The organism is uncultured Rothia sp. (assembly GCF_963507905.1).
In the GTDB taxonomy this organism is placed as follows: Bacteria; Actinomycetota; Actinomycetes; order Actinomycetales; family Micrococcaceae; genus Rothia.
On sequence record NZ_CAUOUU010000005.1, the window covers coordinates 121846 to 148834 of the forward strand.

Below are 26989 nucleotides of genomic sequence, written 5' to 3' on the forward strand. Positions count from 1 at the left end.
CTTCCCGCTTTACCCGCGGCCGCGTCAGCGCCGCGGCGAAGCATAAAGCCTAAAAGCAACTGAAAGGGACCGCCTTTCCGAATAATCCGGAAAGGCGGTCCCTTCTGCATGCCGCCGCTCGTCTATAGCGGCTACCGGTTGTAGTTAGCTACTGGGCGATGCGGTCCTCACGCAGACGCGCAATCGCCTCCTCAAAGTCTTCAAGGTTCTCAAAGGCCTGGTACACGCTCGCAAAACGCAGGTAGGCGACCGCGTCCAGCTTCGACAGCGGCTCCAGGATGGTCAGGCCCACCTCGTGCGCGTTAATCTCCGCCAGACCGCGGGCACGAATCAGCTCCTCAACTTCCTGGGCGAGCTTCGCCAAATCGTCCTCACCCACGGGGCGGCCCTGGCATGCCTTACGCACGCCGGCGGCAATCTTCGAACGGTCAAAGGGCTCGGTCACGCCGGAACGTTTAATCACCGAAATGGTGGTGGTTTCAACGGTCGTGAAGCGGCGAGCGCAGGAGGTGCACTGGCGGCGGCGGCGAATTGCGGCGCCGTCATCGGTGGTGCGGGAATCCACCACGCGCGAGTCGGTGTGCTTGCAATAGGGGCAGTACATTCGTTTCTCCTTGGCTGGGCGCTAGCGCCCGTGTATACAGCGCTCAAGAATATTTATACCTATTCTACCGTGATATACAGCGCAGACGCCGTATGTTGTGAGTGAATATACGCTCAGGGTGGACTCTGCTATGCAGAATCCACCCTGTCATTCCCCTCACGGGGCGTTGTTAGCGTGCGTTATTAGCGTGCGTTATTAGCGTCGAATGCAGCTCGGGCCGAAAATCGTCTTGATTTCACCGAAGAGGCTCGGGTTCGGTTCCACGCGCACGCTCGGGTCCAGCAGCACCAGCTGCTCCTTATCGCGGGTACGCACGAGCATGCGCACATCCGCGGTGCCCTTGTGGTCGCGTAGGGTCTCCTTCAGCTCCTTCAGGTTCGCCTCAGTCACCAGGTACTCGGGTACCACGATGGTGATGGGGGCGGCGCGGCCGTCATCGCTGATTTCCAGGATCTGCAGTTCCTGCGCGCTCATGTTCACGCTGCCGTCGTCGCGGCGCTGCACGCGGCCACGAATCGAGCAGATGAGGTCGTCCGCCAGGGCGGCGCCCATCGTCTCGTAGGCGCGGGAGAAGAACATGACCGTAATGGTTGCGCCCGAGGGGTCTTCCAGCTCCACGGAGGCGTACTGGTTACCGCTGGACTTGGCGATACGGCGCGAAACGCCGGTGAGCATACCCGCAATGGTGACGGTTTCGCCGTCGCGCACGTGCGAGTCTTCACCGATGATGTCGTGCACCGAATGGCTTGCCGCGTCCGAGAGGGCACGCTCCAGGCCGCGCAGCGGGTGGTCCGAAACGTACAGGCCCAGCATGTCACGCTCAAAGTTCAGCTTCTCGCGGCGGTCCCATTCAGGAACATCAGGAATGGTCACGGTCAGTTCATCGCCCAGGGCGTCATCCATGCCGAGGGAGCCGAAGAGGTCGAACTGACCCGCCGCTTCCTTACGCTTGACCGCCACGGCCGCGTCCACTGCCGCCTCGTGAATGAGGGACAGCGAACGGCGCGTGTGGCCCAGGTCGTCGAAAGCGCCCGCCTTAATGAGCGATTCGATGGTGCGCTTATTGCACACCTGCAGCGGTACCTTCTTCAGGAAGTCGTTGAAGGACTCGTAGCGGCCCTTCTCCTCGCGGGCGGCAATCATGCCTTCGACCACGTTCGCGCCCACGTTACGGATTGCGCCCATACCGAAGCGGATATCGTCACCGACAGGGGCGAAGGTCAGGGTGGACTCGTTCACATCCGGTGCGAGCACGGTAATGCCCATGGCGCGGCACTCGTTCAGGTACAGCGCGAGCTTGTCCTTGTTATCGCCCACGCTGGTCAGCAGCGCAGCCATGTACTCCTGCGGGTAGTGCGCCTTCAGGTACGCCGTCCAGTAGGACACCAGACCGTACGCGGCCGTGTGCGCCTTGTTGAACGCGTAGTCAGAGAACGGCAGCAGAATATCCCAGAGCGCCTTAACAGCGCCCTCAGAGTAGCCGTTAGAAATCATGCCGTCATGGAAGGTAGCGTACTGCTTATCCAGCTCCGCCTTCTTCTTCTTACCCATCGCACGGCGCAGAAGGTCTGCCTCACCCAGAGTGTAGTTCGCGACCTTCTGAGCAATCGCCATCACCTGCTCCTGATACACAATCAGGCCGTAGGTGGTGTCCAGAATGTCCTTCAGCGGCTCTTCCAGCTCGGGGTGAATCGGCTCGATCTCCTGCTTACCGTTCTTACGCAGAGCGTAGTTGGTGTGCGAGTTCGCACCCATCGGGCCCGGACGGTACAGCGCCAACACTGCCGAAATATGCTCGAACTCCTCGGGCTCCATGAGCTTGAGTAGCGAGCGCATCGGGCCGCCATCGAGCTGGAACACGCCGAGGGTGTCGCCGCGCGCCAGCAGACGGTACGATTCAGGGTCATCCAGCGAGAGAGATTCAAGGTCCAGGTCAATGCCTCGGTTAGTCTTAATGTTCTCCACCGCATCAGAGATGATGGTGAGGTTACGCAGACCCAAGAAGTCCATCTTGATCAGGCCCAAGCCCTCACAGGTGGGGTAATCGAACTGGGTGATGACCTGGCCATCGGCCTCGCGGCGCATCACGGGGATTACGTCGATGAGGTCCTTGCTGGACATAATCACGCCCGCAGCGTGCACACCCCACTGACGCTTCAGACCCTCCAGGCCCTTCGCGGTTTCAAACACCTGGCCGTAGATTTTATCGACCGGGTCTTCAATGAGGGCGCGCAAATCTGCCGCCTCGGCGTAACGCTTATCCTCTTCGTTGTACACGTTCGCCAGGGCGATGTTCTTACCCATGACGTCCGGCGGCATCGCCTTGGTGAGGCGCTCACCGACCGAGTACGGCTGGTCCATCACGCGGGAGGCATCCTTGAGCGCCTGCTTCGCCTTAATGGTGCCGAAGGTGACGATCTGTGCGACCTTCTCTTCACCGTACTTTTCGGTCACGTAGTCGATGACTTCGCCGCGGCGACGATCGTCAAAGTCCACATCGAAGTCGGGCATGGAGACGCGGTCGGGGTTGAGGAATCGCTCAAAGATCAGGTCGTGGTCGAGCGGGTTCAGGTCGGTAATACGCATCGCGTACGCGACCATGGAGCCTGCACCGGAGCCACGGCCGGGGCCCACGCGAATACCGTTGCGCTTCGCCCAGTTGATGAAGTCGGCGACCACGAGGAAGTAGCCGGGGAAGCCCATGGAGGTAATAACCCCCACCTCGTACTCTGCCTGCTTGCGCACGGTGTCGGGAACGCCCTGCGGGAAGCGGTAGTGCAGGCCTTTCTCTACCTCCTTCACGAACCAGGATTCCTCGTTTTCGCCCTCGGGCACGGGGAAGTTCGGCATGTAGTTCGCCTTGGTGTTGAACTCCACGTTGCAGCGTTCAGCGATTTCGAGGGTGTTCTCACACGCGCCGGGAATGTCGCCGAACAGGGCGTACATTTCTTCTGCCGAGCGCAGGTAGAAGTTATCCGCGTCGAATTTGAAGCGTTTGGGGTCGGTGAGGGTCGAGCCGGACTGCACGCACAGCAGCGCCGCGTGGGCGGTGTGGTCTTCCTGGCGGGTGTAGTGCAGGTCATTGGTTGCGACGAAGGGCAGGTTCAGCTTCTTGGCGAGGCGGTGCAGATCCTCCTGGACGTTGCGTTCAATGTCCAGGCCGTGATCCATGACCTCGCAGTAGAAGTTGTCCTTGCCAAAAATATCGCGGAATTCGCTGGCCGCCTTGACTGCCTCATCGAACTGGCCCAAGCGCAGGCGCGTCTGAACCTCACCGGAGGGGCAGCCGGTGGTGGCAATCAGGCCCTTCGAGTAGGTCTGCAGCACCTCACGGTCCATACGCGGCTTGTACAGCTGACCTTCCAGCGACGCAATCGAGGAGGCACGGAACAGGTTGTGCATGCCCTCGGTGGTTTCAGCCCACATGGTCATGTGGGTGTACGCGCCACCGCCGGAGACGTCGTCGCGGGAGCCGTCGCCCCAGCGCACACGCGAACGGTCGGTGCGGTGCGTGCCGGGGGTCAGGTACGCCTCCACGCCAATGATGGGCTTGATGTCGTGCGCTTTAGCCTGCTTCCAGAAGTCGAAGGCACCAAAGAGGAAGCCGTGGTCACTGGTCGCCATGGACTTCATGCCGAGTTCTTTAGCGTGGGTGAACAGGTCACCCAGGCGCGCGGCACCGTCGAGCATGGAGTACTCGGTGTGCACGTGCAGGTGCGTAAATTCTTTGGTTGCCACGGGAATCTCCTGGAGGTGTGGGCTGGAGGATGGGCGGTGAATGTGATGCTGTGTGCGGCGGCCCGCGGGCGGCTATAGCTAGCCGAGCTGTGTCTAGCCGAGCTGAACCTTACCCTCGCGCAGAGCGGTCAGCGCGTAGGACAGGTCGAGCGGGTACTCGCTGGTGAAGGTCACGCGCTCGCCGGTGCCGGGGTGGTCGAAGCCCAGGCGGTGCGCGTGCAGCCACTGGCGGGTCAGACCCAGTTCGGCGCTAAAGCGCGGGTCAGCACCGTAGGTCAGGTCGCCGCAGCAGGGGTGGCGCAGCGCGGAGAAGTGCACACGAATCTGGTGGGTGCGTCCGGTTTCCAGGTGCACCTCCACCAGCGATGCGGGGCCGAAGGCTTCGAGCACATCGTAGTGGGTGATGGAGTTGCGTCCGTCTTCGACCACGGCGAACTTCCATTCGTTGCCGGGGTGGCGGCCGATGGGTGCATCAATGGTGCCGCGCAGCGGGTCGGGCAGGCCTTGCACGAGGGTGTGGTAGACCTTGTCCACGGTGCGTTCCTTGAAGGCTCGCTTGAGTTCGGTGTAGGCGCGTTCGCTGCGGGCTACGACCATCAGGCCGCTGGTGCCCACGTCCAGGCGGTGCACGATGCCCTGGCGTTCTGCCGCACCGGAGGTAGCAACCGAAATGCCCTCGCCCATGAGCGCGGAGATGACGGTGGGGCCGTGCCAGCCCGGCGAGGGATGTGCCGCCACGCCTGCGGGCTTATCCACCACAACGATGTCCTCGTCCAGGTGCACGATGCGGAAGCCGTCCACCTTCTCGGGGCGGATGTCCGCCAGATCGCGCGGTGCGGGGGCATCCACGACGACCTCGTCCCCTGCGGACAGCTTGTAGGATTTGCCGATTTTCACGGTCTTGCCGTTGTTGGTCACGCTCACGTGGCCGTCACGAATCCACCCGGAGGTGCGAGTGCGCGGCGCGTCGAGGGCACCGGCGAGCGCGGCGTCCAGGCGCATACCGGCAAGCGCGCCTTCAACGGTGAATTCGGCGCGGATGCGTGCCGATTCTTCGGCGGCGTTGGTGGTTTCGCTCATGCGGCTCTCCTTCGGGTGGTGTTTGCTGTTGTCTGGGCTGTATGTGTGTAAAGGGGTGTCTGTGTGCGAAAGTCTATAGGGGTAATCCGTCAGGGCGGCTACTTGGTGTTCTTGTCGCCAGCCGGGGCGCCATCTGCCGGGGTTTCGTCAGCGGGCGCCTGCACGCGGGTGCCGTTGAGGTTCAGACCCTTGAAGTTCAGCAGCACGATGAACGCCATGCACACGCAGATTGCGGAGTCTGCAATATTGAAAATCGCGAAGTTCGGCACGGAAATAAAATCGACCACGTGGCCGGAACCGAAGCCGGGCTCACGGAAGAGACGGTCGAAAAGGTTGCCGCAGATACCGCCGAGCAGACCGCCCAGCGCGAGGGCCCAGGACAGCGCACGGGTGCGGCGCAGCAGGTAGAGCACCACGGCGGCGGCAACGACCATCACAAGTGTGAAGACCCAGGTGACGTTCTCGCCCATGCTGAATGCGGCGCCGGAGTTACGGATCGAGTACCACCACAGAAGCCCGTCAATGACGGTGATGCGCTCCCCCAACTGCATCTGGGTAACGACCAGGTATTTGGTGCCCTGATCAATAGCGAACACGACGGCGGCGAGCACGAGCGCGAGAATACCCGCGGAACGGCCAGAGAGGATGCGCACGCGGCGTCCAGCAGTTTTCTCGGCGGCGTTATCGGTTGCCTGTGCGACTGAGGATTCAGCAGTCTTGGGGGTGTTGGTCATAGCTCTCCTCTAGTCTGTGCCGGTTGCTGCGCCTACGATACGGAGGCAGGGTCCGCTCGCGTTCGATAGTGCCCCTCTAGCTTAGCAAATCGGGGTAGTGCATCGAGTATTCGGTGGTGATTCCGCCGGCGCCCTCCCCCGCTTCGCACGCTGGGTTCTGGGGGGTTCTTGGGGGTTCTCAGGTCATACCGGGCGGGCATGAGAATACCGCCCGGTTCTCTCGATCTTCCCCGGTGAATAGCGGTGAAGAGAAAGAAGCCGGGCGGCATACGCCTCAAAGCGTCGTTAGCTTTTATTCTGGCACGCTGATTTATGCGGAAGCCTCGATGGACTTGAGGTTCTTCAGCTCCTGAACCTGTGCGTCCAGGTGCTGTAGCAGCTTGGAGCGGTAGCGGCTCTCGAAGCCGCGCAGAGCCTCAACAGCGATCTCCAGCTCTTCCTTCTCATCGGTGAGGCGAGAGAGAACCTCTTCGCGCTGCTGCTGAGCTTCGCTCACCATAGCGTCTGCCTTCCTCTCTGCCTCTTCGAGCAGTTCAGCCTTAGCCTTCTCGCCCTGTGCCACGTAGTCGTCGTGAACCTTCTGTGCCATGGCGAGCAGTGCCGCCGCATCCTGAGGTGCAGCCGATGCCGCGGAGGACTGTGCGGGTGCTACAGCCGCTGCGGGGGAATCGGGTGCGTTTGCAGAGAGCTGCTCAACCTGACGCTCCAGGGCATCACGCTCGGAGTAGAGTGCGCGCAGTTCGACAACGAGCTCGTCCAGGAAGTCGTCGACCTCGTTGCGGTCGTAACCGGACTCTTCGGTCACGATCTTGAAGCTCTTAGTGATCAGGTCTTCAGGGGTGATTGCCATGGGCTTCTCCTCTAGGTATCCCTACGGGGTTTGGTGGTGAAGTTGGGTGCCGCGGATTCACCAGCCAGATAGCTCGTGACCCCGATAATTCAGGGTCCCGACGGTTCAGGGCATGGCTATACCGCAATGCAGTCGTTGGCACCAATTTTACTATTCTTTGGGTTCTGCACCGGTTTTTACATCGGTTGAACAGTAAAATATTCGCTCGGCGCAAGGGTGGGATTCACCACGTCTAATATCTGCCCTAGTCCCCGCTATCGCCCTTAGGTTTTCTGCCCTGCGGTGCATTTCGAGGTGGTTTTCGAGAAGACAGGCGCAGAAAACCCCCGCTCTGCATCAACCCGTGAACGGGTCAGTCAGGCGGGGGTCTGTCGTTTCTTATCTATCGTCTCTTATTCCCAAGCTGTCGCCTCTGAGCGAGGCAGTCGCCTACGAGAAGGCCGCGGTCAACCGCATCATGATGCTCAGCAGCAGCGACAACACAACAATCAGAATCAGGAAGCCGGTGTCCAGCGCAACGTTACCCACACGAACCGGCGGGATCAGGCGGCGCAGCTGGTTCATCGGCCAGTCAGTCACCGCGTACACACCGCTGGCGAAGAGCAACACAATGCCCTTGGGGCGCCACTCCGGTGCGAACATGCGCACCCAGTCAAAGAGCATGCGCAGTAGCATCGCAATGTAGAGAACGTAGACAACGATCGTAATGAGGGCGAAAATATAACCCATCTATCAGTCCTTAGCCCTGGTCGAAGGGGAATTCGCCGTCGGTCTCAAAGCCGGCGGGAACCTCAGAGTTAGCCACGCCCAGAACCTCCAGGTTGGAGGGGGTCAGCAGGAACACCTTAGCGGTGACGCGCTCAATGCGGCCCTCCAGCGCGAATGCCAGACCAGATGCGAAGTCCACCAGGCGCTTTGCGTCTGCGTCAGGCATTTCTTCCACGTTCATAATCACGGGGATGTTCTCGCGGAATGCCTCACCAATGATCTTTGCGTCATTGTAGGAGCGGGGGTGGATAGTGGTGATGCGACGCAATTCGTCCTCTTCTTCCTCGTAACCGTAGGTGTATCCGTTGGTTTCTTCGGGCTCGTAGCCCTGGTCGTAGTAGCCGTCGTTGGAGTACGTCTCGGCGTACTGCTCGGTGTATTCGGTATTCGGCACCGGGGTGTCCTCCCAATTGTCTGCGCTGGCATCGTCCCAAGTCTGCTCGGTGTCCGCCAGATCAGCTGTGGTTTCAGGTGTATGAGCGGTGGCGTATGCCGCTGCATCTACGGTTGCTCGTCCGTCGGCAGATTCTTCTGCGTCCAGATACTCGGTTTCTGTACCGTCATCGTAGCTATCAGCCTGCAGGTACTCTTCCTGTTCAGTATAGGCGGGTTCGTCCTGCAGATGGTAGGTTTCGCTCTGCGACTCGGCAACGCTGTACTGTGCCGAGCCGGGCAGTGCTGAGAGCCTGTGAGAGCTGTCGGTCTTCTGCGCTGTAGCAGCCTGCCCTGCGGAGGCGCTTGCCTCCTTGCGGGAGTCAGCCTGCACAGCCTGCGGGGATTCTTCCGGCGTCCTCTCAGCGTCCTGGTATCGTTCCAGGCCGAGGAAACCCGCCAGACGGCTTTGTTTCGCCATGATTCTCTCGCTGTTCTTTCACGTTGGTGGTGTACAGGTTCTGCCGTAGTGCGTCATCAGAAGGTGTGTGCGTAACGGTACGCCATGCACCGGCATGTATATATTACCAGCGCCCACCCCGCGCAGGCGGTCAAGGGCACCGATGATTATGCCGCCAGGCGCTTACCCATGATGTCGCTACCCACGCGCACACAGGTCGAGCCCCAACGCACCGCCGCCTCCAAATCCCCGCTCATGCCGGCGGAAATCTCGGTCGCGTGCGGAACCTGCTCACGCACCAGCGACGCCAGCCCGTAGAGCTTCTCAAAGGCCTCATCCGGGTCCATGCCCAGCGGCGCCACCGCCATCACGCCACCGCAGCGCAGATGCTCGTGGTTCTCGATGCGCTCCACCAGCTCCAGCAGCTCGGAGGCGCTCGTACCACCGCGTGCGCCCTCGGCAGCGTGGCCAGCGGTCGCGACCTCCGCTAGGGACACCTGCACCAGGCAGGTCAGCGCGCCCTGCTGCGCCGCCGCGGGTGCGGGTGCCTCCCCCGCCTCGAAGCGTGCCAGCTGGTTCGCGTACGCCTTCGCCAGCGCGTCCGCCAGGGAGGGGCGGTCCACCGAATGCACGCTGGAGGCGTACTTGACCACAGACTTCGCCTTATTCGTCTGCAGCTGACCGATAAACGCCCAGTGCGGGGGCTGCACCTCACGCTGGGCGCAGTAGGCGGCAAGCTCACGAGCCTTCGCGCTCGCCTCCTGGTCGCGGTTCTCACCGAAGAGGGTCACTCCCCCGTCCAGTAGTGCCGCCGCGTCGGAGGCGGGGAAGAACTTCGTGACCGTCACCAGCTGCACCGGGGCGCTCGCCTCGGTACGCACGGCGCTGTGATCCTGCTCCGCGGCGCGGATACGCTCAAGCACGCGGCGGTAGTTCTGCAGCAGCTGCTCGGCGCGTTCGGGAGCGTAGTGCAGGTTCTGTTCTTCTACATTCATTTCAGGCATCTTTTCTCTCCTTCAGCGCCTCTACGCGGCAGGCTCCGCCGCCTTCTCAATCCACACCAGACCCGCAATACGGCCCGGCTTCTCACCGCGGTTCGTAAACCCGCGATGCGAATACACCGTCGGCTCCTCAAACGTGCACTGCGCACAGTCCATGTTCACCTGCACGCCTGCCTCTTCCAGTACGGCGCGGGCACCGGCGGGCAGATCCAGGCCGGGGGTCTGCTGGCTGGTCACCGAATGCACCTGCGGAATCAGTTCGGTGGACTCGGTGCGCATCGCCTCGGGCACCTCGTAGCAGCTACCGCAAATGCTCGGACCCAGCCACGCCGTAATTTTCTCCGCGCCGAGCTGACGCATCCGAGTCACGGTCTGCTGGAGTACGCCGTCGAGCAGGCCGCGGCGACCCGCGTGAGCCACCGCCAGAATCGGTTGCCAGTTCGCGCCCCGCTCACCCACCAGCACCACGGGGATGCAGTCCGCCACCATAATCGCCAGGGGCACGCCCTCACAGCTGATAGCGGCATCGGCGACCGGGGAATTCTCCAGCACCGCACGGGCACGCTCAACCGTACGCTCCTGCAGGGCGCCGGGCGCGTAGGATTCCACCGCGTAATCTTCCGGGTAAGCAATCTGCACACCGTGCACCTGGTTCAGGTAGAAGAACGGATCAGTGCCCAGCGCCTCCTCCAGGGCAGCACGGTGATTGAGGGTGCGCACCATGGAGGCATCCCTACCGCCGCCGAGCTCATCGTCCACGTGCAGGCCCAGGTTGCCCGCCGCGCGGGAGGTGAAGCCCACCCGCACACGCCAGGGGCCCAGGGTGAGGGTATCGGCAGAGGCAAGTAGCGAAGTTGTGGGATTATCGCTCATCTTCTATTCCTTATCAGACGTCAGCGGGTATAACGGCGGGTATAGCAAAGGGGAGCCGAGAACAGCACAATGTGCGTGTTTCTCAGCTCCCCTATAGCTTCATAAGACTCTCAGCCGTGCAACGCTTAGGCGTTCACAGCCGGGCAGACTACTTCAGGAAGTCAGGGACGTCCAGGGTGTCGCGGCGAGCCGGAGCTTCCTCCACAACCGGGGGAAGGTCAACGTCGAAGCCAGCAGCGCCGGTGGAAGCCGGAGCAGCAGCGGGTGCGTTGTAGCCGTAGCCGTTAGCAGCCGGAGCAGCGGTGGAACCGCCGAAGGATGCCTGGGTGCGCTGAGCCTGGGTAACTGCAGCGGTGGAAGCGTTGGAGTTGGTCTCCGGGTTCACTGCGTCGAAGCCAGCAGCGATCACGGTCACGCGAGCCTCATCGCCCAGTGCGTCGTCAATAACCGCACCGAAGATGATGTTTGCGTCGGGGTGAGCAACTTCCTGAACCAGGCGTGCAGCCTCGTTGATCTCGAACAGACCCAGGTCAGAGCCACCCTGAATGGACAGCAGAACGCCGTGTGCACCGTCGATGGATGCTTCCAGCAGCGGCGATGCAATAGCCAGCTCAGCTGCCTTCACTGCGCGGTCCTCACCGGATGCCGAGCCGATACCCATCAGAGCCGAACCTGCACCCTGCATGACGGACTTAACGTCAGCGAAGTCAAGGTTGATCAGGCCGGGGGTGGTGATCAGGTCGGTAATGCCCTGCACACCGGAGAGCAGAACCTGGTCAGCGGACTTGAATGCGTCCAGCATGGAGACGTTGCGATCCGAAATCGACAGCAGTCGGTCGTTCGGAATAACGATCAGGGTATCAACCTCATCGCGCAGAGCGGCGATACCGGTCTCAGCCTGGTTGGAGCGGCGGCGGCCTTCGAAGGTGAAGGGGCGGGTCACCACACCAATGGTCAGAGCGCCGAGGGAGCGGGCAATACGTGCCACGACGGGTGCGCCACCGGTACCGGTGCCACCGCCCTCACCTGCGGTCACGAAGACCATGTCTGCGCCCTTGAGGACTTCCTCAATTTCCTGCGCGTGATCCTCGGCTGCCTGACGGCCAACCTCGGGGTTTGCGCCCGCGCCAAGACCGCGGGTCAGCTCACGACCAACGTCCAGCTTAACGTCTGCATCGGACATCAGCAGAGCCTGAGCGTCAGTGTTGATAGCAATGAACTCAACGCCGCGCAGACCAACCTCAATCATGCGGTTGACTGCGTTGACGCCACCGCCGCCGATACCAACGACCTTGATGACTGCCAAGTAGTTCTGGGGAGTTCCAGCGTCCATGTATTCCTCGATTGTTCCGTGTTCCAGCTTCGGAAGACCCGCAGCTTAATCTAAGCCTGAAGGTTTCCTCTAAAGAATGACTTTATCTGCTAGGATACCAAACTGTTTTTGTCGGTTCCTAGTCACACAGCGCAATTACCCCCTCTTTTTGTGTATTTCACACAAAAAGGGAGGATAAAGCGCCTGATTGGTTCCCCTAACGGGTCACCGGTACGCGCGGGGCAGACACGTCATAGACGGTCACCTTCTGCGTCTGTGCCTCGGAAGAATTCTCCTCCTGAGCACGCTTGGCAATAGCCTGGCGCAGGGAGAGAAGGACCTTAGCCTTCAACTCGCTCTCTTCAGCGGTTCCCCACTGCACCGTAGTATTATCCCTCAAGGTTAGAGTGATACTTGAGGTTGAGGTGGCGCCGGCTTCCTTAACCTGAGCTAGAAGCTCAGAGGGCATCGCCGAAAGCGCGGTAGAAATAGTGCGAAACTCAGCCGAAGTCTTCGGGTCATCACCGCTGAAACGCACCAGCGGCACCGACGTATCGGGCTGAGTCGCCGACTCCAGCAGGCTCACACCATCACTATCAACAGTATGGTACGTATCGCCCTGCTTCACAACCGCAACCGCGGTACGCTCCTTCAGAGTCACCACCAGCTCATGCGGCGGGCGGCTCTCCACCTGCACACTACGAATCACATTATCCTGCCCAATCAGCTCACGCACCTTCTTCTCGTCAATGCGAGTGAGCGGAACACCGCGCAGAGGCTCCAGCTTCTGCTCCACCTGACTGGTTTCCAGCAGGGATGCGCCGCGCACCGTAATCTTTTCAGTCGCCAGCAGGGGCGAGAAGAAGACCAGCACCACGTACAGCACCGCAATAATAGCCAGCGCCGAGGCAGTGTACAGCAGCTTACGGGCACGAGTCAGAGGCGCACGCTCCTTACGGGGGCGCTCCTCAGCACGCAGACCGTCCAGGCCCGGATCCTGACGCAGACGCTCACGCTGAGCCTGACGGCTCGCACGCTCGCGCTCTTTCTCAATCTCCGCGGCACGCTGCTGCTCACGCTCAGCACGCCAACGACCAAAACGGCTCGCGGGTCGAGGCTCTTCAGCAGCCTTCTCCCCCGCCTTATCGGCGCTCTTGTCGGCGTTTTCTTCAGCCTTCGGAGCGGCAGACTCTTCGCGAGATTCAGCAGAATCGGCAGACGCCTTGCCAGCGGTGGGCACTGACTTCTTGTCAGACCCCTTATCGCTATCCTTGCCTACGCTCTTCTCCGACTGCGAGGACGCGACCTGAGCAGATGCAGTCTTAGAAGATGCAGTCTTAGACGAAGAATCCTCAAACGCCTCAACATCAAACAGCTCGGGAGCGTGCTCAACCTCAGACACGGTACGACCGGTCATCAGCGCCGAACGCACCGAATCCTTCAAAGACTGCGCCGAAGAATGAACCGCCGCAGCGCTCTTGGAAGCTGAAGAATCAGTACCGTGCTGAGCGGAAGCCTTATGCACCACAGGCTTACGCGGCATGTGCCGCACAGAGCTCGAAGGCTGAGTAGCGGCAGAGCCGGCAGATACCCCAGAAGAGGCAGGCTGAGCGGATGCTGCAGGTTTTACAGATTCGGCAGCCTCTACGGTCTTTGCCGCCTGAGGCTGAGCTACCTGAGCCTGCACGGACTTAGCCTGTACCGCCTCAGTCTGCACATTCTCAGGTGCCTGCTGGGCACGCAGACGAGCACGCGAACGCGGGGCCTTCGGCGCGCGCGAGGAGGAATGCCCCTCCGAAGAGAGACCAGAACTCATCGGCACAGCCTAAGCCTCCGACTTCTTCGACTCGCCACCGTGACGGACCTGCAGGGACTCCAGCAGACGCGCACCCAAAGCGGTCACGTCACCAGCACCAACAGTCATCACAATATCGCCGGCCTGAGCGCAGGCCACAATATCCTCAATCGCGCCCTCAGCGGTAGCGTAACGAACCTCAGAGAAACCAGCACCGGTAATCAGCTCACTGGTCACGCCCTCAATCGGCAGCTCACGAGCCGGGTAAATATCCAGCACATGAGCGCGGTCAGCCATCGACAGAGCCTCCGCAAACTCCTTCGCGAACTCACGAGTACGAGAGAACAGGTGCGGCTGGAAAATCACGTACAGGTTATGGCCATCAGCCACGGTACGGCCGGTCTCCAGGGCACGGAACACCTCGGTCGGGTGGTGCGCATAATCATCGAAGACCTTCACGCCAGCAACCTCACCGCGCAGGGTGAAGCGGCGGTCAGCGCCCACAAACTCAGCCAGCGCACGAACAATATCGGCAGCCTCGTAACCAGAAATGAGCGCCGAGATAAAAGCAGCCGAAGCGTTCAGCTGGTTATGGATACCGGGCACCTTCAGAGCAAGATCCTGCTCACCCTCATAACGCACTCCGCGGCACTCAAAAGACCAGGACAGGTGCGACGATGAGGAAGAACCAGCGCTGGTAATCTCGCTAATGCGCAGGTCAGCATCCTCAGACTCACCGTAGGTCACCACGGGCACACCCGCCGCACGAGAACGAGCCGCCAAAGTCGCCGCGCCCTCATCATCAGCGCAGGTCACCACAACACCGTTAGGTGCCAGCGAGCCCACAAAACGGTTGAACGCCTCAAAGACACGCTCGTCCGTCTCGTAGAAGTCCAGGTGGTCCGGCTCAACATTTGTCACCACAGCAATAGCCGGGCGGTAACGCACAAACGAGCCGTCCGATTCATCAGCCTCAGCCACAAAAATCGACTCCGGGCCCTGAGCACCCAGGTGAGCGTTGGTGCCGCGACCAGCAATCACAGTACCCACCGCAAAGGAAGGCTCCGCACCCAGCTGATCAAACATCACAGAAATCATGGAGCTGGTCGTGCTCTTACCGTGAGTACCGGCAACAGCAACCACCTGAGACTCACCCATCACAGCGGCAAGCGCCTCAGAACGATGCAGTACACGCAGACCCTGCGCGCGAGCGGCAGCAAGCTCCGGGTTATCCTCACGAATCGCGGTAGAAATTACCACGGTATCAACGTCCACAATGTTCTCAGCCTGCTGAGGAACACCCACACGAGCACCCGCAGCACGCAAAGACTCAACAGCAGCCGACTCGGCACGGTCAGAACCGCTCACCGTCACACCAGCCTGCAGCATCAGAGCGGCAATAGCGCTCATACCCGCGCCACCAATACCAATGAAGTGCACACGACCCAGCTCGCTCATCTTCGCACGCTCAGGGAACGGCGGGTTCAGCGGTGCCGGCAACACCATCTCAAGATTCATCAATTCAGTCATTACTTCTCAGCTGCCTTCAATACTGCTTCAGCCATAACGCGCGCCGCGTCACGGATACCAAGTTCATACGCCGCAGCGCCCATACGCTCCAGCTCCTCCGGGTTCGCCATAAGAGCCGGAATCTCACGGGCAAACCACTCACCGGTGACCTCTGCATCCTTCACCAGCAGAGCCGCAGACGCCTCCACCAGAGAACGAGCATTCAGAGCCTGCTCGCCATTACCAATGGGAAGCGGCACAAAAATCGCGGGAACACCCACCGCAGCAACCTCACTGACGGTCGCCGCACCCGAACGCACCAGCAGAAGATCAGCGGCAGCGTACACATCCTGCATGCCGTTGCTAAACTCAATCTGACGGTAATTCGGCGCGCTCAACAGCTCACCATTCTCATCCAGAACAGCCTTACCCTTACCGGTAATATGCAGAATCTGGAAGTCCCACTCCGCAAAGTGGTCACGGCACGCCGCCACCGCATTGTTCAGGCTCTGCGCGCCCAACGAACCACCGGTCACAATCACGGTCGGCTTCTGCGGGTCCAGACCCAGGTTACGGCGAGCCTTCGAACGGTGCGCCTCACGGTTCAGGTATGCAATTTCATCCTTCATCGGCATACCCACCAGGGTCGCGCGCGGGAACGGAGTATTAGGGAACGCCACACCGGTGAACTTAGCGAACGTGCCACCCAGGCGGTTCGCCAAACCGGGCTTCGCGTTCGCCTCATGAATCACCACGGGAATCTTAGCCATCAACGCCGACAAATACGCCGGCGGGCACACGTAGCCGCCCACGCCAACGACCACATCTGCATCTACTTCCTTGAGGATGCGGCGGGTCTTCGACAGGCCACCAAAGAACTTAGCGGGGAAAGCCAAGGCGGCACGGTTAATGCTACGAGGGAACGCCGCACGAGGAATGAACTCAATATCGAAACCAGCTGCCGGAACCAGCTCGGCTTCCATCTTGTCCGCAGTGCCCAGCATCAGAATCTTAGCGTTCGGTTCAAGATCACGAACCGCACGCGCAATCGCGAGCATCGGATTAATATGACCGGCGGTGCCACCACCGGCGAAGACTATAGAGGGCGCCTTCTTCGTCATAGGTCTTTCTCCCAACACATCGGTACAGCATCATTTTACGCTATCGCATCTGTTCAAAAGAGCGCCCCCGCCATTGAGCTAGGACTCAATAGCGAGGGCGTTATCTCATATTCAGCGCATATTCATCACGGGCGGAGGCGCAAGCCGCAACCCACTCCCCCGAACCTCAGCCCCCGAAGCGCAGGCTTCACGGAGCGGGTTCCGCGGGGTTTAGCCCTGCTTGCGGGTGTTGCGCGGAGTGGAGTTCCGAGCCGCGCCCTGAGCCGGACGCTGCGCCTGCTGAGCGCCCTTTGCCTGGGCACCCTGTCGCGGCGCTACCTGACGCTGCGTACCCTGACGCTGAGCACCCTGGCGAGGATTACCCTGCTGAGGATTACCCTGTCGCTGGGCACGACGCAGACGATCCTCAGGATGCAGCGGCTGCAGACCCGCAGGCAGCGAACCCGACGGACGGTGCTGCGCACTACGGGGGTGGGCGCTACGGGGCTGGGCACCACGAAGCTGCTGCACTCGCTTCTGCGCAGCAGGCTGCTGAGCGGTACGAGGCTGGGCGGGGCTCTGCTGTACAGTCTGCTTCGACGCCGCTTGCTTCTGTGCGGCGGGCTTCTGTGCAGCAGGCTTCTGGCCTACAGGCTTCGCAGCAGCCGTCTTCTGAGCGGTGCGAGCCTCGGCCGGCTTACCCTGTGTAGCTCGGGTAGAGGTAGTACTCTTCTGAGCAACACGAGCCTGCTGACCGGTACGAGGCTGAGCGGAAGCCTTCTTCGGAGCTGCCTTCGTCGGTGCAGGCTTCTGCGAGGCCTTCTGCTTCTGGGCTTCAGCCTTCTGCTTCTGCGTTGCGGCCTTCTGCTCCGCCTTCACACGGGTAGCTTCCTCACGAGCCAGACGAGCCTGCTCCTTCTGCTGCTCCCGGGCCTGACGCTCCTGCTCCTTCTGCTCCTCCCGAGCCACACGAGCCAACTCACGTTGCTGATCCGGCGCAAAACCCAACCAGCGGCGCAACGTACTCTCCGGACCAAAAACAACCTTCAAAGGATTATGTTCCTTCAGCAGGTGGCCACCAGCAGCCGCACGAGCAGCCTCCTCCTGATTCAGCACAATCTGCAACGGCGTACGACGCTGCCAATCAGCATTCGCACGACGAACCTCACGCACGCTCTGAGTCTCAATATTTGACGGTGCTGTCGCGCCATGCAACGGAGTCTGCCGCGCAAACGCCAACAACAAACCCGCCGCAAACAACGAAGACAACAGCGACGAACCACCATAGGAGACAAACGGCAGAGGCACACCAATCACCGGCAAAATACGGGACACCATGCCCATATTGATAATCGCCTGAGAGCTCAACCAAATCATGATGCCGCCCGTAGCCAAACGCACCAGCGGGTCAGTAGTGCGCAGCATAATACGCACCGCACAATACACCAGGCCCGCATACAGCAGCAGAACCGCCAGCGTACCCAGCAGGCCCAGCTCCTCACCAATAATGGCAAAAATATAGTCGTTATGCGCCTCAGCCAAGTAGTTGTACTTCTGACGCGACTGGCCCAGACCAACACCCAAGAAGCCGCCGGTCGTCAGCGCCACCTCACCAGAATTCGCCTGGTCACAGTTAGCGTTCGTGCACGAACCCCAAACACCGAAAATACGAGCCACACGGTTCGCGCTACTGAGAACACCCACCAGCGCCAGCGCCGCAAACGCGCCGCCAATCTTCAGCAGCGAGCTGCGAGAAGCACCCGCCAGCCACATCATGCCCACAAAGATGAAGCCGTACACCATGGCGGTACCCATATCGCCGCCGAGCATAATCAGCAACACCAGGGCACCCACACCATAAATCGAGGGGAACAGAGTACGCCAAATACTGCGAGAAATATCGCCGTGACGGCTGTACACCCACGCCAGCCACATAATAATCGCCAGCTTCGAAAACTCCGACGGCTGAATCTGCACAGGACCAATCTTCAACCAGTTACGGTTACCGTTCACCTCAACGCCAACGACCACCACGGCAAGCTGCATGACCAACGCGGCAATCAGCATCGCGTTCACCACAAACTTCTTGTGGTAAACCCCCACCGGGATACGCGTAATACCCACCATCGCAATCACGCCAAGAACCAAGAACATGACCTGAGACGAAACCTGCGAGAACGGCGACTGGCCCTGAGAAATCATGGTGACGCTCGAGGCCGACAGCACCATAATGCAGCCAAAAATAGCCAGACCCAAGGTGGTGACCAGCAGCATCACCGGCACATCCCACAGGTCAGCCTTCAAACCACGACGGTACAGCCTATCGGCACGAGCACGGAACGGCGCAGAGAAATCCTCCCAACCGGCTCGCAAAGACGCCCAACGACCACTCGCGGTCGAACGCGCCGAAGAAGCCGAACGCTCCGAAGATGCGCTGGTACTCACATGCCCTCCTATAGGCCTCAATTGCCACGGATTCGTCGTGGCGACTACACGAAAAAGGTTCAGGGGTGGGACACCATTACCATCCCACCCCCGAGAAGAACCCGCAGAAAGCACCCCGGTCACCCGAGACGCCCCCCTGCAGGCAACGTCCTAAGAGTCTGCCAGCTGGGCGGCAACAGCGTTCGCAAACGCATCACCGCGCACCGCATAATTCTTGAACTGGTCCATCGACGCAGACGCGGGAGCCATCAGCACGGTATCACCCGGATGCGCCAGCTCAGTAGCCTTCGCAACGGCCGCGTTCATCACGGCAATGCCGTCCGAAGGATCAGCCACAGCGGCGGTCATATTGTAGGTCGGAACCTCCGGAGCGTGGTTAGCCAACGCCGACTTCAACGCCGCAGTATCAGTACCGATAATCAGCACAGCCTTCAGGCGCTGAGCGTGAGCAACAATCAGCTCATCGTACTCAACGCCCTTCGACAGGCCACCGGCAATCCACACCAGCGAGGGGTAACCGCTCATCGACGCATTCGCGGCGTGAGGATTCGTAGCCTTCGAATCGTTCACCCACATGATGTCGTTCGCGTAGCCCACCAGCTGGTTGCGGTGTGCACCAGTTTTGAAGGAACGCAGGCCAGCGCCCACAGCCTTCGGGTCAATATCAGCCGCACGGCACAGCGCCGCAGCCGCCAGAGCGTTCTCCACGGTATGCTTCGCGGGCATCTTACCGGGTGCCGGAGCCAAATCCTCCAGAACCGCCAGCTCGTACGCCTCGTTGTAACGGTTCTTCAAGAATGCGCGGTCCACCATGATGTCCTCAGCCAGGCCGAGCATAGACACGGCAGGCATCTCAGTGGAGCTAAAACCAATCGCGCGAGCGCCCTCAATAACGTCCGCGTTCTCGACCATGCGCAGGGTGTCCACGTGGTCGGTGTTGAAGATGCAAGCAACCTGAGTGTGCTCGTACACGCGAGCCTTATCAGCCTTGTAGCCGTCGAACGAGCCGTGCCAGTCCACGTGATCCTCAGCGATGTTCAGAACCACCGAAGCGTACGGGGACATCGAGTAGGTCCAGTGCAGCTGGAAGCTGGACAGCTCCACCGCGAAGAACTCATAGGGCTCGTCATCGGCAATGGCGTACACGATGGGCATGCCCACGTTACCCACCTGAATAGACTTCTTACCGGCAGCCTTCAGGATGGAATCAACCATACCCACGGTGGTGGTCTTACCGTTCGTACCGGTCAGGCACAGCCACTTGGGGGTCAGGCGGTCGCTGCGCTCATTCAGGCGCCACGCCAGCTCCACATCGCCCCAAATCTGGATGCGACGCTCATAAGCGTCCAGCATGACCGGGTGGTCGGGACGCACGCCCGGGGAGGTCACCACAAGCTCGGGTTCCTGACCATCCACCAGGGGCAGTGCACGCATGTGCTCGGGACCGAACAGGCCCTCAACATTACCGTAGGCGTTCTTGTAAATCTCGATGCGCTCACGCTTCTCCGGGGTGTCAGCCCCATCGATGACAACGATATGTGCACCCAGCTGGGCGAGCACATCGGTCACGGCATCGCCGCTGGTACCCATGCCCACCACAACCACGCGCAGGTTAGCCCAGGGGGCACCCCAGTGAGTCAGCTCCGCGAGGCGCTCATTCTCATACACCGGGTTCACCGCAATAGCGGCGGCGTTCGCTTCAATGCGAGCAGCATCCGGCTGTTCATTAGTTGACATTAGTGAATCACTCCAGACGTCTGCGAGAACCAGTCACCGAAGAACAGCGCCAGGGCAACGAGCACGCAGAGGGCGTTAACAACCCAGAGGCGGAACACGGAGTTCACTTCGCCACTGCTGACGGTACCGGGGGCAAGACCCTTCTTATCAATTGAGTATTTGCCGTTGACGCCGACCTTCTCCATGTGGTGGTGGAAGGGGGTCATACGGAAGTAACGGTGCGCGTGCAGGGGCTTCTCCCCCGCTGCGACCGAACGCTTACGGCTGGTCTTGAACACGAACTTCTGCACGATCACAGAGAACACTTCCAGCACGGGGATCAGAGCGATGACCAGCAGAAGAAGCTCGGTGCGGGTGAACAGCGCGAAAGCAACCATTGCGCCGCCGAGTGCCAGGGAGCCGGAGTCGCCCATGAAGATCTGTGCCTTCGACACGTTCCACCAGAGGAAGCCAGCCAGCGAACCCACCAGGGATGCGGCAATCAGCGCCAGCGAACCGGGGTCGCGCACATCGTAGCAGGCGGTGCCAGCGCCAGCAGAGCAGGCGTGCACGTACTGCCAGATGCTGATGGTCAGGTAGCCGGAGAAGATGGTCATCATGATGCCGCCAGCCAGGCCGTCCAGACCATCGGTAAAGTTCACAGCGTTCGTACCGGACAGGGAAATGATGGTAATCCACGCAACCATCAGGATGCTGCCGAAGACCGCACCCGCCGCGAACAGGTCGATGGGCAGGTCACGTACGAAAGAGATAGCGGTCGACGCCGGGCGAGCACCCGACTCGTTCGGGAATTGGAACGCCAAGTACGCGAAGGGCAGGGTCACAGCCAGCAGACCGATAGTCTTCTGCTTCTCGGTCAGACCCTCGTTGCCTTTATTGCGGAACTTCATGATGTCGTCCGCCGCGCCCACACCGAGCATACCCAGGGTGAAGGCGATGGTCAGCCACGCGGTCGCGGTCGGTACCGGCGCGGTACCAAAGAGCAGGGCGCTCACCGCCAGGGTCAAGAAGTAGGCGAGAATCGCCGCGGGGATGAAAATCAGACCCGCCATGGTGGGGGTGCCCGCCTTATGCTGGTGGGCTGCCGGGCCTTCCTCACGGATGAGCTGGCCAAGCTTGAGGGACTTCATCTTCTTGATGAACACCGGCAGCGCGGTGAGGGAGATGAGGAATCCGAAGATTCCAGCAATCAGCACGGTAATCATAAAGCGCTACCCTTCGTTCGTGGTCTGTTCGGTCGAGGTGCGGTCGCCGTTAGCGGCACCGTCCAGGTGAGCGGCAAGGTGGTCGCTCAAATCGGTGGTTTCAACAAAGTCACCGGCAGAAAGCCAGGTCGGTGCCTGCTCTTCCTCAGCGCCAAAGGTGTACTCGGCGAAAGCAACCTGGTCGCCCAGAATGCCCAGCTTCGCGCCGTTCGAGGACTTGAAGAGCACAATGTCGCCGGGGCGAACCTCAGCGCGCAGAATCTGCTCTGCCTCTTCCGGGGTCTTCACCCAGGTCGCCTCATTACCCCAGGAGCCTTCCAGGTGAGCCGCGTTGTAGGTGGGCTTTGTCTCGTCACCCACAGCAATCAGCTTGGAAATGTTCATGCGCACCACGAGGCGGCCGATGCGGTCGTGCTCCTCCACGGAGGCGTCACCGAGCTCCAGCATGGCGCCCAGAACAGCCCAGGTGCGGTGCGGCTGACCGGTCGCCGGGTCAACGGTGCGGCCCAGCTGCGCCAGAGTGCGCAGTGCCGCAGCCATCGACTCGGGGTTCGCGTTGTAGGCGTCGTTAATGACGGTCACGCCGTCGGCACGGTCGGTGCGGGCCATACGCCACTTCGAAGCAGCCGCCGTCTTGTTGAGCGCGCGAGCAATCTTCTCACCCGAAATACCGCTGTTGTAGGCGATCGTCGCCGCAGCCAGCAGGTTGTACACATGGTGCTCACCGATCAGCTGCGAGGAAATCTCGTACTCGCTACCGTCAGGCAGGCGCAGAGTGAATTCGGGGCAGCCGGCGTCGGTGGTGCGCAGGTTCAGCGCCGCAACGTAGCGTTCGTACGGCTGACCGTTCGCGTCGGTCTTCTCGCCCACGCCAAAGTAGGTAATGGGAGCAACCGAACGCGACGCCATGCGCAGCACGCGCTCATCATCAGCGTTCAGCGCCAGGGAACCGGTCGGCTGAACGCCCTCAGCCAGCTCACCCTTAGTGCGCTCAATATTGTCCACGCCGCCGAACTCGCCAGCGTGCGCGGTACCAACCTTCAGAATCGCACCGTGGTCGGGGTGCGCAATATTCGCCAGGTACTCGATGTTACCCACGTGGTCCGCACCCATCTCAATAACCAGGTAGCGGGTGGACTCATCCGCGCGGAAAACGGTCAGGGGCACGCCCACCTCACTGTTGTAGGAGCCGACCGGGGCAACGGTCGGGCCCTCCGGGGTGAAAATGGCGGCAAGAAGGTCCTTGGTGGTGGTCTTACCGGCAGAACCGGTAATACCGATAACGGTCAGCTCACCCTGAGCACGCATCTGCTCAATGGAGTAGCGCGCCAAATCGCCCATCGCCAGCACCACATCGGGCACCTGGATGCTCGGGTACGGCACACCCTGCTCGTCGAGTACCTCACGCTCGACCAGTGCCAGAGTCGCGCCCTTCTCAAACGCCATGGGAATGAACCTGTGGCCGTCAGTGACCATGCCGGGCTTCGCCACGAACAGGGTACCGGTCTGCACCTCGCGGGAGTCGGTGGTGGCGAAGTCTGCGAACACCTGCTCCTCACGACCGTCCAGGCCGATAGCGGTGCCGCCGGTTGCCTCAATAATCTGGGCGGCGCTGAGCTTAATCATTCTTCACCATACCTTCAGCGGTCTTAGAGTCACTTTCGTCGAGCATGCGCTGGTAATCAGGCAGAATCTCGAAACCGTGCGCACGCAGGGCACGGGCGGTTTCAACGCGGTCATCCAGGGCGATATCCACGCCGTCAACATCCTGTTCGGTTTCGTGGCCGCGGCCAGCAATCAGGATGGCATCGTGCTCGCTCGCCAGGGCAATTGCCGCCTCAATAGCGGCGGCACGCGGAGCAATATTCAGAATCTGGGTGGCTCGGCGGTTCTCAGCCTTCTGCGCGCCCTCCTCAACGGCGGCACGAATCGGCTCGGGCGCCTCACCGTGCGGATCGTCATCAGTCACGACCACAATATCCGCGTGCTGTGCCGCAATCGCACCCATAATCGGGCGCTTGAGCTGGTCACGCTCACCGGTCGCGCCGAAAACAATCATGACCTTGCCGTCGCCGGGGCGGTCCATTGCCTCCAGGGCGCGGGTCAGACCGTCCGGGTTGTGTGCAAAGTCCACAATCGCGTGCGGAGCCAAAGAAATCAGCTGCATACGACCCGGCACCACCGGAGTCAGAGCCGAACCGGACGCCAGCTCGGGCAGCAGACGCTCACGCTCAGCGGAGTCAGTATCCAGGTATGCCATGAGAGCCGCCAGCGCAGCATTCGAAACGTTAAAGTCAGCGGGCAGACCGGTGTAGCATTCAATGCTCTCACCGGCACCATTAGCCACATGGAAGCGATGGCCCAGGCCCTCACGCTGAACCTTCACCACAGCCCAGTCGCGGGCACCAAACTCTGCGGGCACCTCAGCCAGGCCGGCACCGCGCGCAGTCACCAGACGGTGCACCTGCTGCGCACCCATCTGCTCGCAAGCGGCGGAGAACATCTTCTCGCCCCACTCGTCATCAGCAGTAATCACAGCCAGCTCGGCGCGCTCGGGGGTAAACAGCTGAGCCTTCGAGTCGAAGTAGTGCTCCATAGTGCCGTGCAGATCCAGGTGGTCCTGGGTCAGGTTCGTGAAGCCAGCAACCGCATACTTCACGCCGTCCACACGGTGGTAATCAATCGCGTGCGAAGACACCTCCATCGCCGCGCAACGTACCTTATGCTGACCCATAATCGTCAGCAGAGAATGCACGTGAGGAGACTCCGGGGTGGTCATCTTCGAAGGAACCGACACACCATCAATCAGAATCTGAATAGTGCCAATCAGACCGGTCTTCACACCCAGGCCGGTGCGGAACACCGACTCCAGCATGTAGGTGGAGGTGGTCTTACCGTTCGTACCGGTCACCGCGTAACGGTGGGTGGCGGGGAACGAAACCGAACCATAAATCAGCGCAGCCAACGGACCAACGTACTCGCGCAGGTTCTCAGTCACCAGGAGCGGCACCGGCGCCTCACCCAGCAACTGCGCACCGGCAGCATCCGTCAAAATAGCGGAAGCGCCCAGCTTCAACGCGGCCTCAGCAAACTGCGCGCCGTGCACCTTCGCACCGGGCAGAGCCACGTACAGGTCCTGCGGGCGCACGCCTCGGGAGTCCATGCTGATACCGGTAACCTCAACAGATTCACCGGACTCAGAGCCCTGAACGCCGCTAGCCGGCTGGGAACTCACCTGAGCACCCAAGCCCTGCAGATATTCGCGAAGGTGCGCCAAACTCACCGGGCGCACAGAATTCGGGCGCAGAGTCTGAGCGTCGCCGCCCAGCAGGTTCTGGCCGGGTGCGTGAGATGCGGTATCCATCGTCCTTCTTTCCTCCCCGCTATCAGAAGCGGTGAGCTCTGTATGGTCAATGCGCTCAAGGCACACAGGGTCATTCAATATTCTACGGTCTTTAGGCTTCGACAGGTGTTCAGTACCGGCGCTTCTTCATCACGAATCAGCTACCGGGCGCCTCTCCCCCGCTCGCCTTTAGCTCGTCTTATTGGGGCTGTCCTCAGCAAAAAGCGGAATCAACTCCGGTTCACCGGTAGAACGAGGCACATTATAGGTGTGCAGAGTCTTCTCCATAATCTTGGAGAACTCAGCCGTCGTACCGTTCGTACCCACCGTACCCTCAGGACGCTGCATGGTCACCGCCACCAAGAACTGCGGGTTCTCAATCGGCGCCACACCAATAAAGGACGTCGTGTTGCCGTCATAGCCGCCCTTCTCACTCGGGGTTTCCGCAGTACCGGTCTTACCGCCCACACGGTAGCCAGTCACCTTCGCCGGACGGGCGTGGCCCTGCTCCACCACATTCTCCATGAGAGTCAGGCAGGAGGCGGCAGTCTGCTCGCTGACCATGCGTTCACCAGGCTCCACGGCACGCTTATGTTCGGTACCGTCCGCGTCAATGATCGCGTCCACAATGCGCGGCTTCAGACGAACACCCTTATTGCCCAGCGCCTGGAAAATCATGGCGGTCTGCAAAGGAGTCTGCGCAACACCCTGACCGAACAACACCGTGTACTGCTGACGGCCGTCCCAATCACGCCAATCAGCAATCAGGCCCTGCTCCTCACCGGTCAGCTCAATGCCGGTAAACTCGCCGACGCCGTACTTCTTCAACCAGTTGTAGCGCTCTTCCTTGCTGAGCTTCTGACCGACCAGCACCGTACCGGTGTTCATCGAGTCATGAATAATGCCCGAGAAAGTACGCCGCTGCGCCCCGTGCTCAAACGCATCCTTGAAAGTCTGGCCGTCAATCGTGAGGGTCGCGGGCACATCATACACGCTAGTCGGAGTCGTCAGGCCCTGCTCAATCAGTGCCGAAGAAGTCAGCATCTTCTCGGTCGAACCGGGCTCCACGTTCTGCGAAATAGCGCGCGGAGTCATGTCCGCCGCATCCTCAATAGTTGCCGCCCCCGGGTCCATCGTGGAGGAATCAGCGAGAGCCAAAATGGAGCCGTCACGCACATCCATAACAATGGCGGTACACCATTCAGCCTTCAGCTCCTCGGCGCGAGCACGTACCACCTGCTGCGCAAAATACTGCACATCACGGTTAATGGTTAGGCGAATATTCTTACCGTCCACCGCCAGGCGCTGCTCTTCCTTCGCTACGGGGATACGCACGCCATCAGCGCTAATCTCGTAGGTGCGCTCACCGGGGGTACCGGCAAGCTCCTTCTCAAAGACACGCTCAATGCCCACGGAGTAGTTACGGGACACCGTACCGCCCGTACCGTTGCCGTCTGCCTCTTCAACAATGTTGTACTTACCGACCACGGAACCGCCCACACTACCGTTGGGGTACAGGCGCTGAGAGAACGCCTCACCGTAGATGAAGGGCGCACCCAGGGCATCAATCTTATTGAAAATTTCCGGGGTGATATTTGCTTTGATCACCGAGTACTTTGAGGTGCCGTCCAGCTTGGACTTGATGAACTCGTCGGTAATGCCCGGGTCAACGGTCTTGAGAATATCGACCATCTCGTACACCAGCTGGTTGGGGGTGACCTCAACCTTCTGGGTGCGATCCTCGTTGTAGCGTTTGAAGGTCGCCACGGCGCTCTGGTCAGCAGTCAGGTTATAACGCTGCACAGTACGCGCCATGACGTTGCCGTTGATATCGAGAATCTGACCGCGCACAGCAGGCAGCACCTGCGAGCGCAGACGCTTCTGACGGGACGCGTTCGCCACCGCACCGGGATCAAAGCCCTGGCGGATAAACAGGTTCGCACCGATGACGCCCAGAGCGCAGGTGGCAGCGGCGCCTGCGACAAAGCCACGGCGGGTCAGATCCGGCTGACCGGATGCCGATTCGTTCGCGTTCTTACGCGCGTCGGAGCTCATGCGGTGGT

Annotated in this window: 18 protein-coding genes and 1 pseudogene; all 19 read right to left on the minus strand. The window is 60.8% G+C overall.

Annotated features, from left to right (window positions below):
* Nucleotides 1–148: 148 nt before the first annotated feature.
* Nucleotides 149–604, minus strand: a complete 456-nt coding sequence (gene nrdR / locus RQ593_RS04955; RefSeq protein WP_005506525.1) for a transcriptional regulator NrdR — start codon at nucleotides 602–604, stop codon at nucleotides 149–151.
* Between the two features lie 195 nt (nucleotides 605–799).
* A complete protein-coding gene (dnaE, locus tag RQ593_RS04960; protein WP_311449966.1) occupies nucleotides 800–4342 on the minus strand; it encodes a DNA polymerase III subunit alpha in 3543 nt (1180 codons plus the stop codon).
* Nucleotides 4343–4435: 93 nt separating this feature from the next.
* Nucleotides 4436–5422, minus strand: coding sequence for an RluA family pseudouridine synthase (locus tag RQ593_RS04965; protein ID WP_311449967.1), 987 nt, complete (start codon nucleotides 5420–5422; stop codon nucleotides 4436–4438).
* Between the two features lie 98 nt (nucleotides 5423–5520).
* On the minus strand, nucleotides 5521–6156 hold the full coding sequence (lspA, locus tag RQ593_RS04970) for a signal peptidase II (RefSeq protein ID WP_311449968.1): 636 nt from the start codon (nucleotides 6154–6156) through the stop codon (nucleotides 5521–5523).
* A 310-nt stretch (nucleotides 6157–6466) separates the two neighbouring features.
* Nucleotides 6467–7006 (minus strand): DivIVA domain-containing protein, encoded by a 540-nt coding sequence (locus RQ593_RS04975; protein ID WP_049345219.1) that lies wholly within the window; start codon nucleotides 7004–7006, stop codon nucleotides 6467–6469.
* Between the two features lie 429 nt (nucleotides 7007–7435).
* A complete protein-coding gene (locus RQ593_RS04980) occupies nucleotides 7436–7735 on the minus strand; it encodes a YggT family protein (protein WP_294643073.1) in 300 nt (99 codons plus the stop codon).
* A 10-nt stretch (nucleotides 7736–7745) separates the two neighbouring features.
* Nucleotides 7746–8057 (minus strand): annotated as a pseudogene (locus tag RQ593_RS04985) (cell division protein SepF); the annotation flags it as partial.
* 716 nt (nucleotides 8058–8773) lie between these two features.
* A complete protein-coding gene (locus RQ593_RS04990; protein WP_311449969.1) occupies nucleotides 8774–9610 on the minus strand; it encodes a YggS family pyridoxal phosphate-dependent enzyme in 837 nt (278 codons plus the stop codon).
* 21 nt (nucleotides 9611–9631) lie between these two features.
* Nucleotides 9632–10480, minus strand: coding sequence for a polyphenol oxidase family protein (locus tag RQ593_RS04995; protein ID WP_311449970.1), 849 nt, complete (start codon nucleotides 10478–10480; stop codon nucleotides 9632–9634).
* A gap of 148 nt (nucleotides 10481–10628) precedes the next feature.
* The gene (gene ftsZ / locus RQ593_RS05000) at nucleotides 10629–11813 is read right to left on the minus strand and encodes a cell division protein FtsZ (protein WP_303979189.1); all 1185 of its coding nucleotides are present in this window, start codon (nucleotides 11811–11813) and stop codon (nucleotides 10629–10631) included.
* Nucleotides 11814–12009: 196 nt separating this feature from the next.
* Nucleotides 12010–13608 (minus strand): cell division protein FtsQ/DivIB, encoded by a 1599-nt coding sequence (locus RQ593_RS05005; protein WP_311449971.1) that lies wholly within the window; start codon nucleotides 13606–13608, stop codon nucleotides 12010–12012.
* Between the two features lie 9 nt (nucleotides 13609–13617).
* Nucleotides 13618–15117, minus strand: coding sequence for a UDP-N-acetylmuramate--L-alanine ligase (murC, locus tag RQ593_RS05010; protein ID WP_311449972.1), 1500 nt, complete (start codon nucleotides 15115–15117; stop codon nucleotides 13618–13620).
* On the minus strand, nucleotides 15117–16217 hold the full coding sequence (murG, locus tag RQ593_RS05015; protein WP_311449973.1) for an undecaprenyldiphospho-muramoylpentapeptide beta-N-acetylglucosaminyltransferase: 1101 nt from the start codon (nucleotides 16215–16217) through the stop codon (nucleotides 15117–15119). Before murG ends, murC begins: the two co-directional genes overlap by 1 nt.
* 210 nt (nucleotides 16218–16427) lie before the next feature.
* A complete protein-coding gene (locus RQ593_RS05020; protein ID WP_311449974.1) occupies nucleotides 16428–18641 on the minus strand; it encodes an FtsW/RodA/SpoVE family cell cycle protein in 2214 nt (737 codons plus the stop codon).
* Nucleotides 18642–18791: 150 nt separating this feature from the next.
* Nucleotides 18792–20378: a UDP-N-acetylmuramoyl-L-alanine--D-glutamate ligase gene (gene murD, locus RQ593_RS05025; RefSeq protein WP_311449975.1), complete on the minus strand. Its 1587-nt coding sequence runs from the start codon at nucleotides 20376–20378 to the stop codon at nucleotides 18792–18794.
* The gene (mraY, locus tag RQ593_RS05030) at nucleotides 20378–21583 is read right to left on the minus strand and encodes a phospho-N-acetylmuramoyl-pentapeptide-transferase (protein ID WP_060823672.1); all 1206 of its coding nucleotides are present in this window, start codon (nucleotides 21581–21583) and stop codon (nucleotides 20378–20380) included. The genes murD and mraY overlap by 1 nt, the downstream gene beginning before the upstream one ends.
* A 6-nt stretch (nucleotides 21584–21589) precedes the next feature.
* Entirely contained in the window at nucleotides 21590–23209 is a 1620-nt protein-coding gene (gene murF, locus RQ593_RS05035) for a UDP-N-acetylmuramoyl-tripeptide--D-alanyl-D-alanine ligase (protein ID WP_311449976.1), read from the minus strand.
* Nucleotides 23202–24947 (minus strand): UDP-N-acetylmuramoyl-L-alanyl-D-glutamate--2,6-diaminopimelate ligase, encoded by a 1746-nt coding sequence (locus RQ593_RS05040; protein WP_311449977.1) that lies wholly within the window; start codon nucleotides 24945–24947, stop codon nucleotides 23202–23204. The genes murF and RQ593_RS05040 overlap by 8 nt, the downstream gene beginning before the upstream one ends.
* Before the next feature lie 168 nt (nucleotides 24948–25115).
* Nucleotides 25116–26981: a penicillin-binding protein 2 gene (locus RQ593_RS05045; protein ID WP_311446744.1), complete on the minus strand. Its 1866-nt coding sequence runs from the start codon at nucleotides 26979–26981 to the stop codon at nucleotides 25116–25118.
* Nucleotides 26982–26989: the final 8 nt, after the last annotated feature.

What these genes read in the sequence shown, in the direction of transcription:
- mraY (WP_060823672.1), bottom strand. Translation starts at nt 21,583, where the DNA reads ATGATTACCGTGCTGATTGCTGGAATCTTCGGATTCCTCATCTCCCTC.
- RQ593_RS04980 (WP_294643073.1), bottom strand. Translation starts at nt 7,735, where the DNA reads ATGGGTTATATTTTCGCCCTCATTACGATCGTTGTCTACGTTCTCTAC.
- murG (WP_311449973.1), bottom strand. Translation starts at nt 16,217, where the DNA reads ATGACGAAGAAGGCGCCCTCTATAGTCTTCGCCGGTGGTGGCACCGCC.
- ftsZ (WP_303979189.1), bottom strand. Translation starts at nt 11,813, where the DNA reads ATGGACGCTGGAACTCCCCAGAACTACTTGGCAGTCATCAAGGTCGTT.
- murF (WP_311449976.1), bottom strand. Translation starts at nt 23,209, where the DNA reads ATGATTAAGCTCAGCGCCGCCCAGATTATTGAGGCAACCGGCGGCACC.
- murC (WP_311449972.1), bottom strand. Translation starts at nt 15,117, where the DNA reads ATGACTGAATTGATGAATCTTGAGATGGTGTTGCCGGCACCGCTGAAC.
- RQ593_RS05005 (WP_311449971.1), bottom strand. Translation starts at nt 13,608, where the DNA reads ATGAGTTCTGGTCTCTCTTCGGAGGGGCATTCCTCCTCGCGCGCGCCG.
- nrdR (WP_005506525.1), bottom strand. Translation starts at nt 604, where the DNA reads ATGTACTGCCCCTATTGCAAGCACACCGACTCGCGCGTGGTGGATTCC.
- RQ593_RS04975 (WP_049345219.1), bottom strand. Translation starts at nt 7,006, where the DNA reads ATGGCAATCACCCCTGAAGACCTGATCACTAAGAGCTTCAAGATCGTG.
- RQ593_RS05045 (WP_311446744.1), bottom strand. Translation starts at nt 26,981, where the DNA reads ATGAGCTCCGACGCGCGTAAGAACGCGAACGAATCGGCATCCGGTCAG.
- RQ593_RS04995 (WP_311449970.1), bottom strand. Translation starts at nt 10,480, where the DNA reads ATGAGCGATAATCCCACAACTTCGCTACTTGCCTCTGCCGATACCCTC.
- RQ593_RS04990 (WP_311449969.1), bottom strand. Translation starts at nt 9,610, where the DNA reads ATGCCTGAAATGAATGTAGAAGAACAGAACCTGCACTACGCTCCCGAA.
- RQ593_RS05040 (WP_311449977.1), bottom strand. Translation starts at nt 24,947, where the DNA reads ATGGATACCGCATCTCACGCACCCGGCCAGAACCTGCTGGGCGGCGAC.
- RQ593_RS04965 (WP_311449967.1), bottom strand. Translation starts at nt 5,422, where the DNA reads ATGAGCGAAACCACCAACGCCGCCGAAGAATCGGCACGCATCCGCGCC.
- murD (WP_311449975.1), bottom strand. Translation starts at nt 20,378, where the DNA reads ATGTCAACTAATGAACAGCCGGATGCTGCTCGCATTGAAGCGAACGCC.
- lspA (WP_311449968.1), bottom strand. Translation starts at nt 6,156, where the DNA reads ATGACCAACACCCCCAAGACTGCTGAATCCTCAGTCGCACAGGCAACC.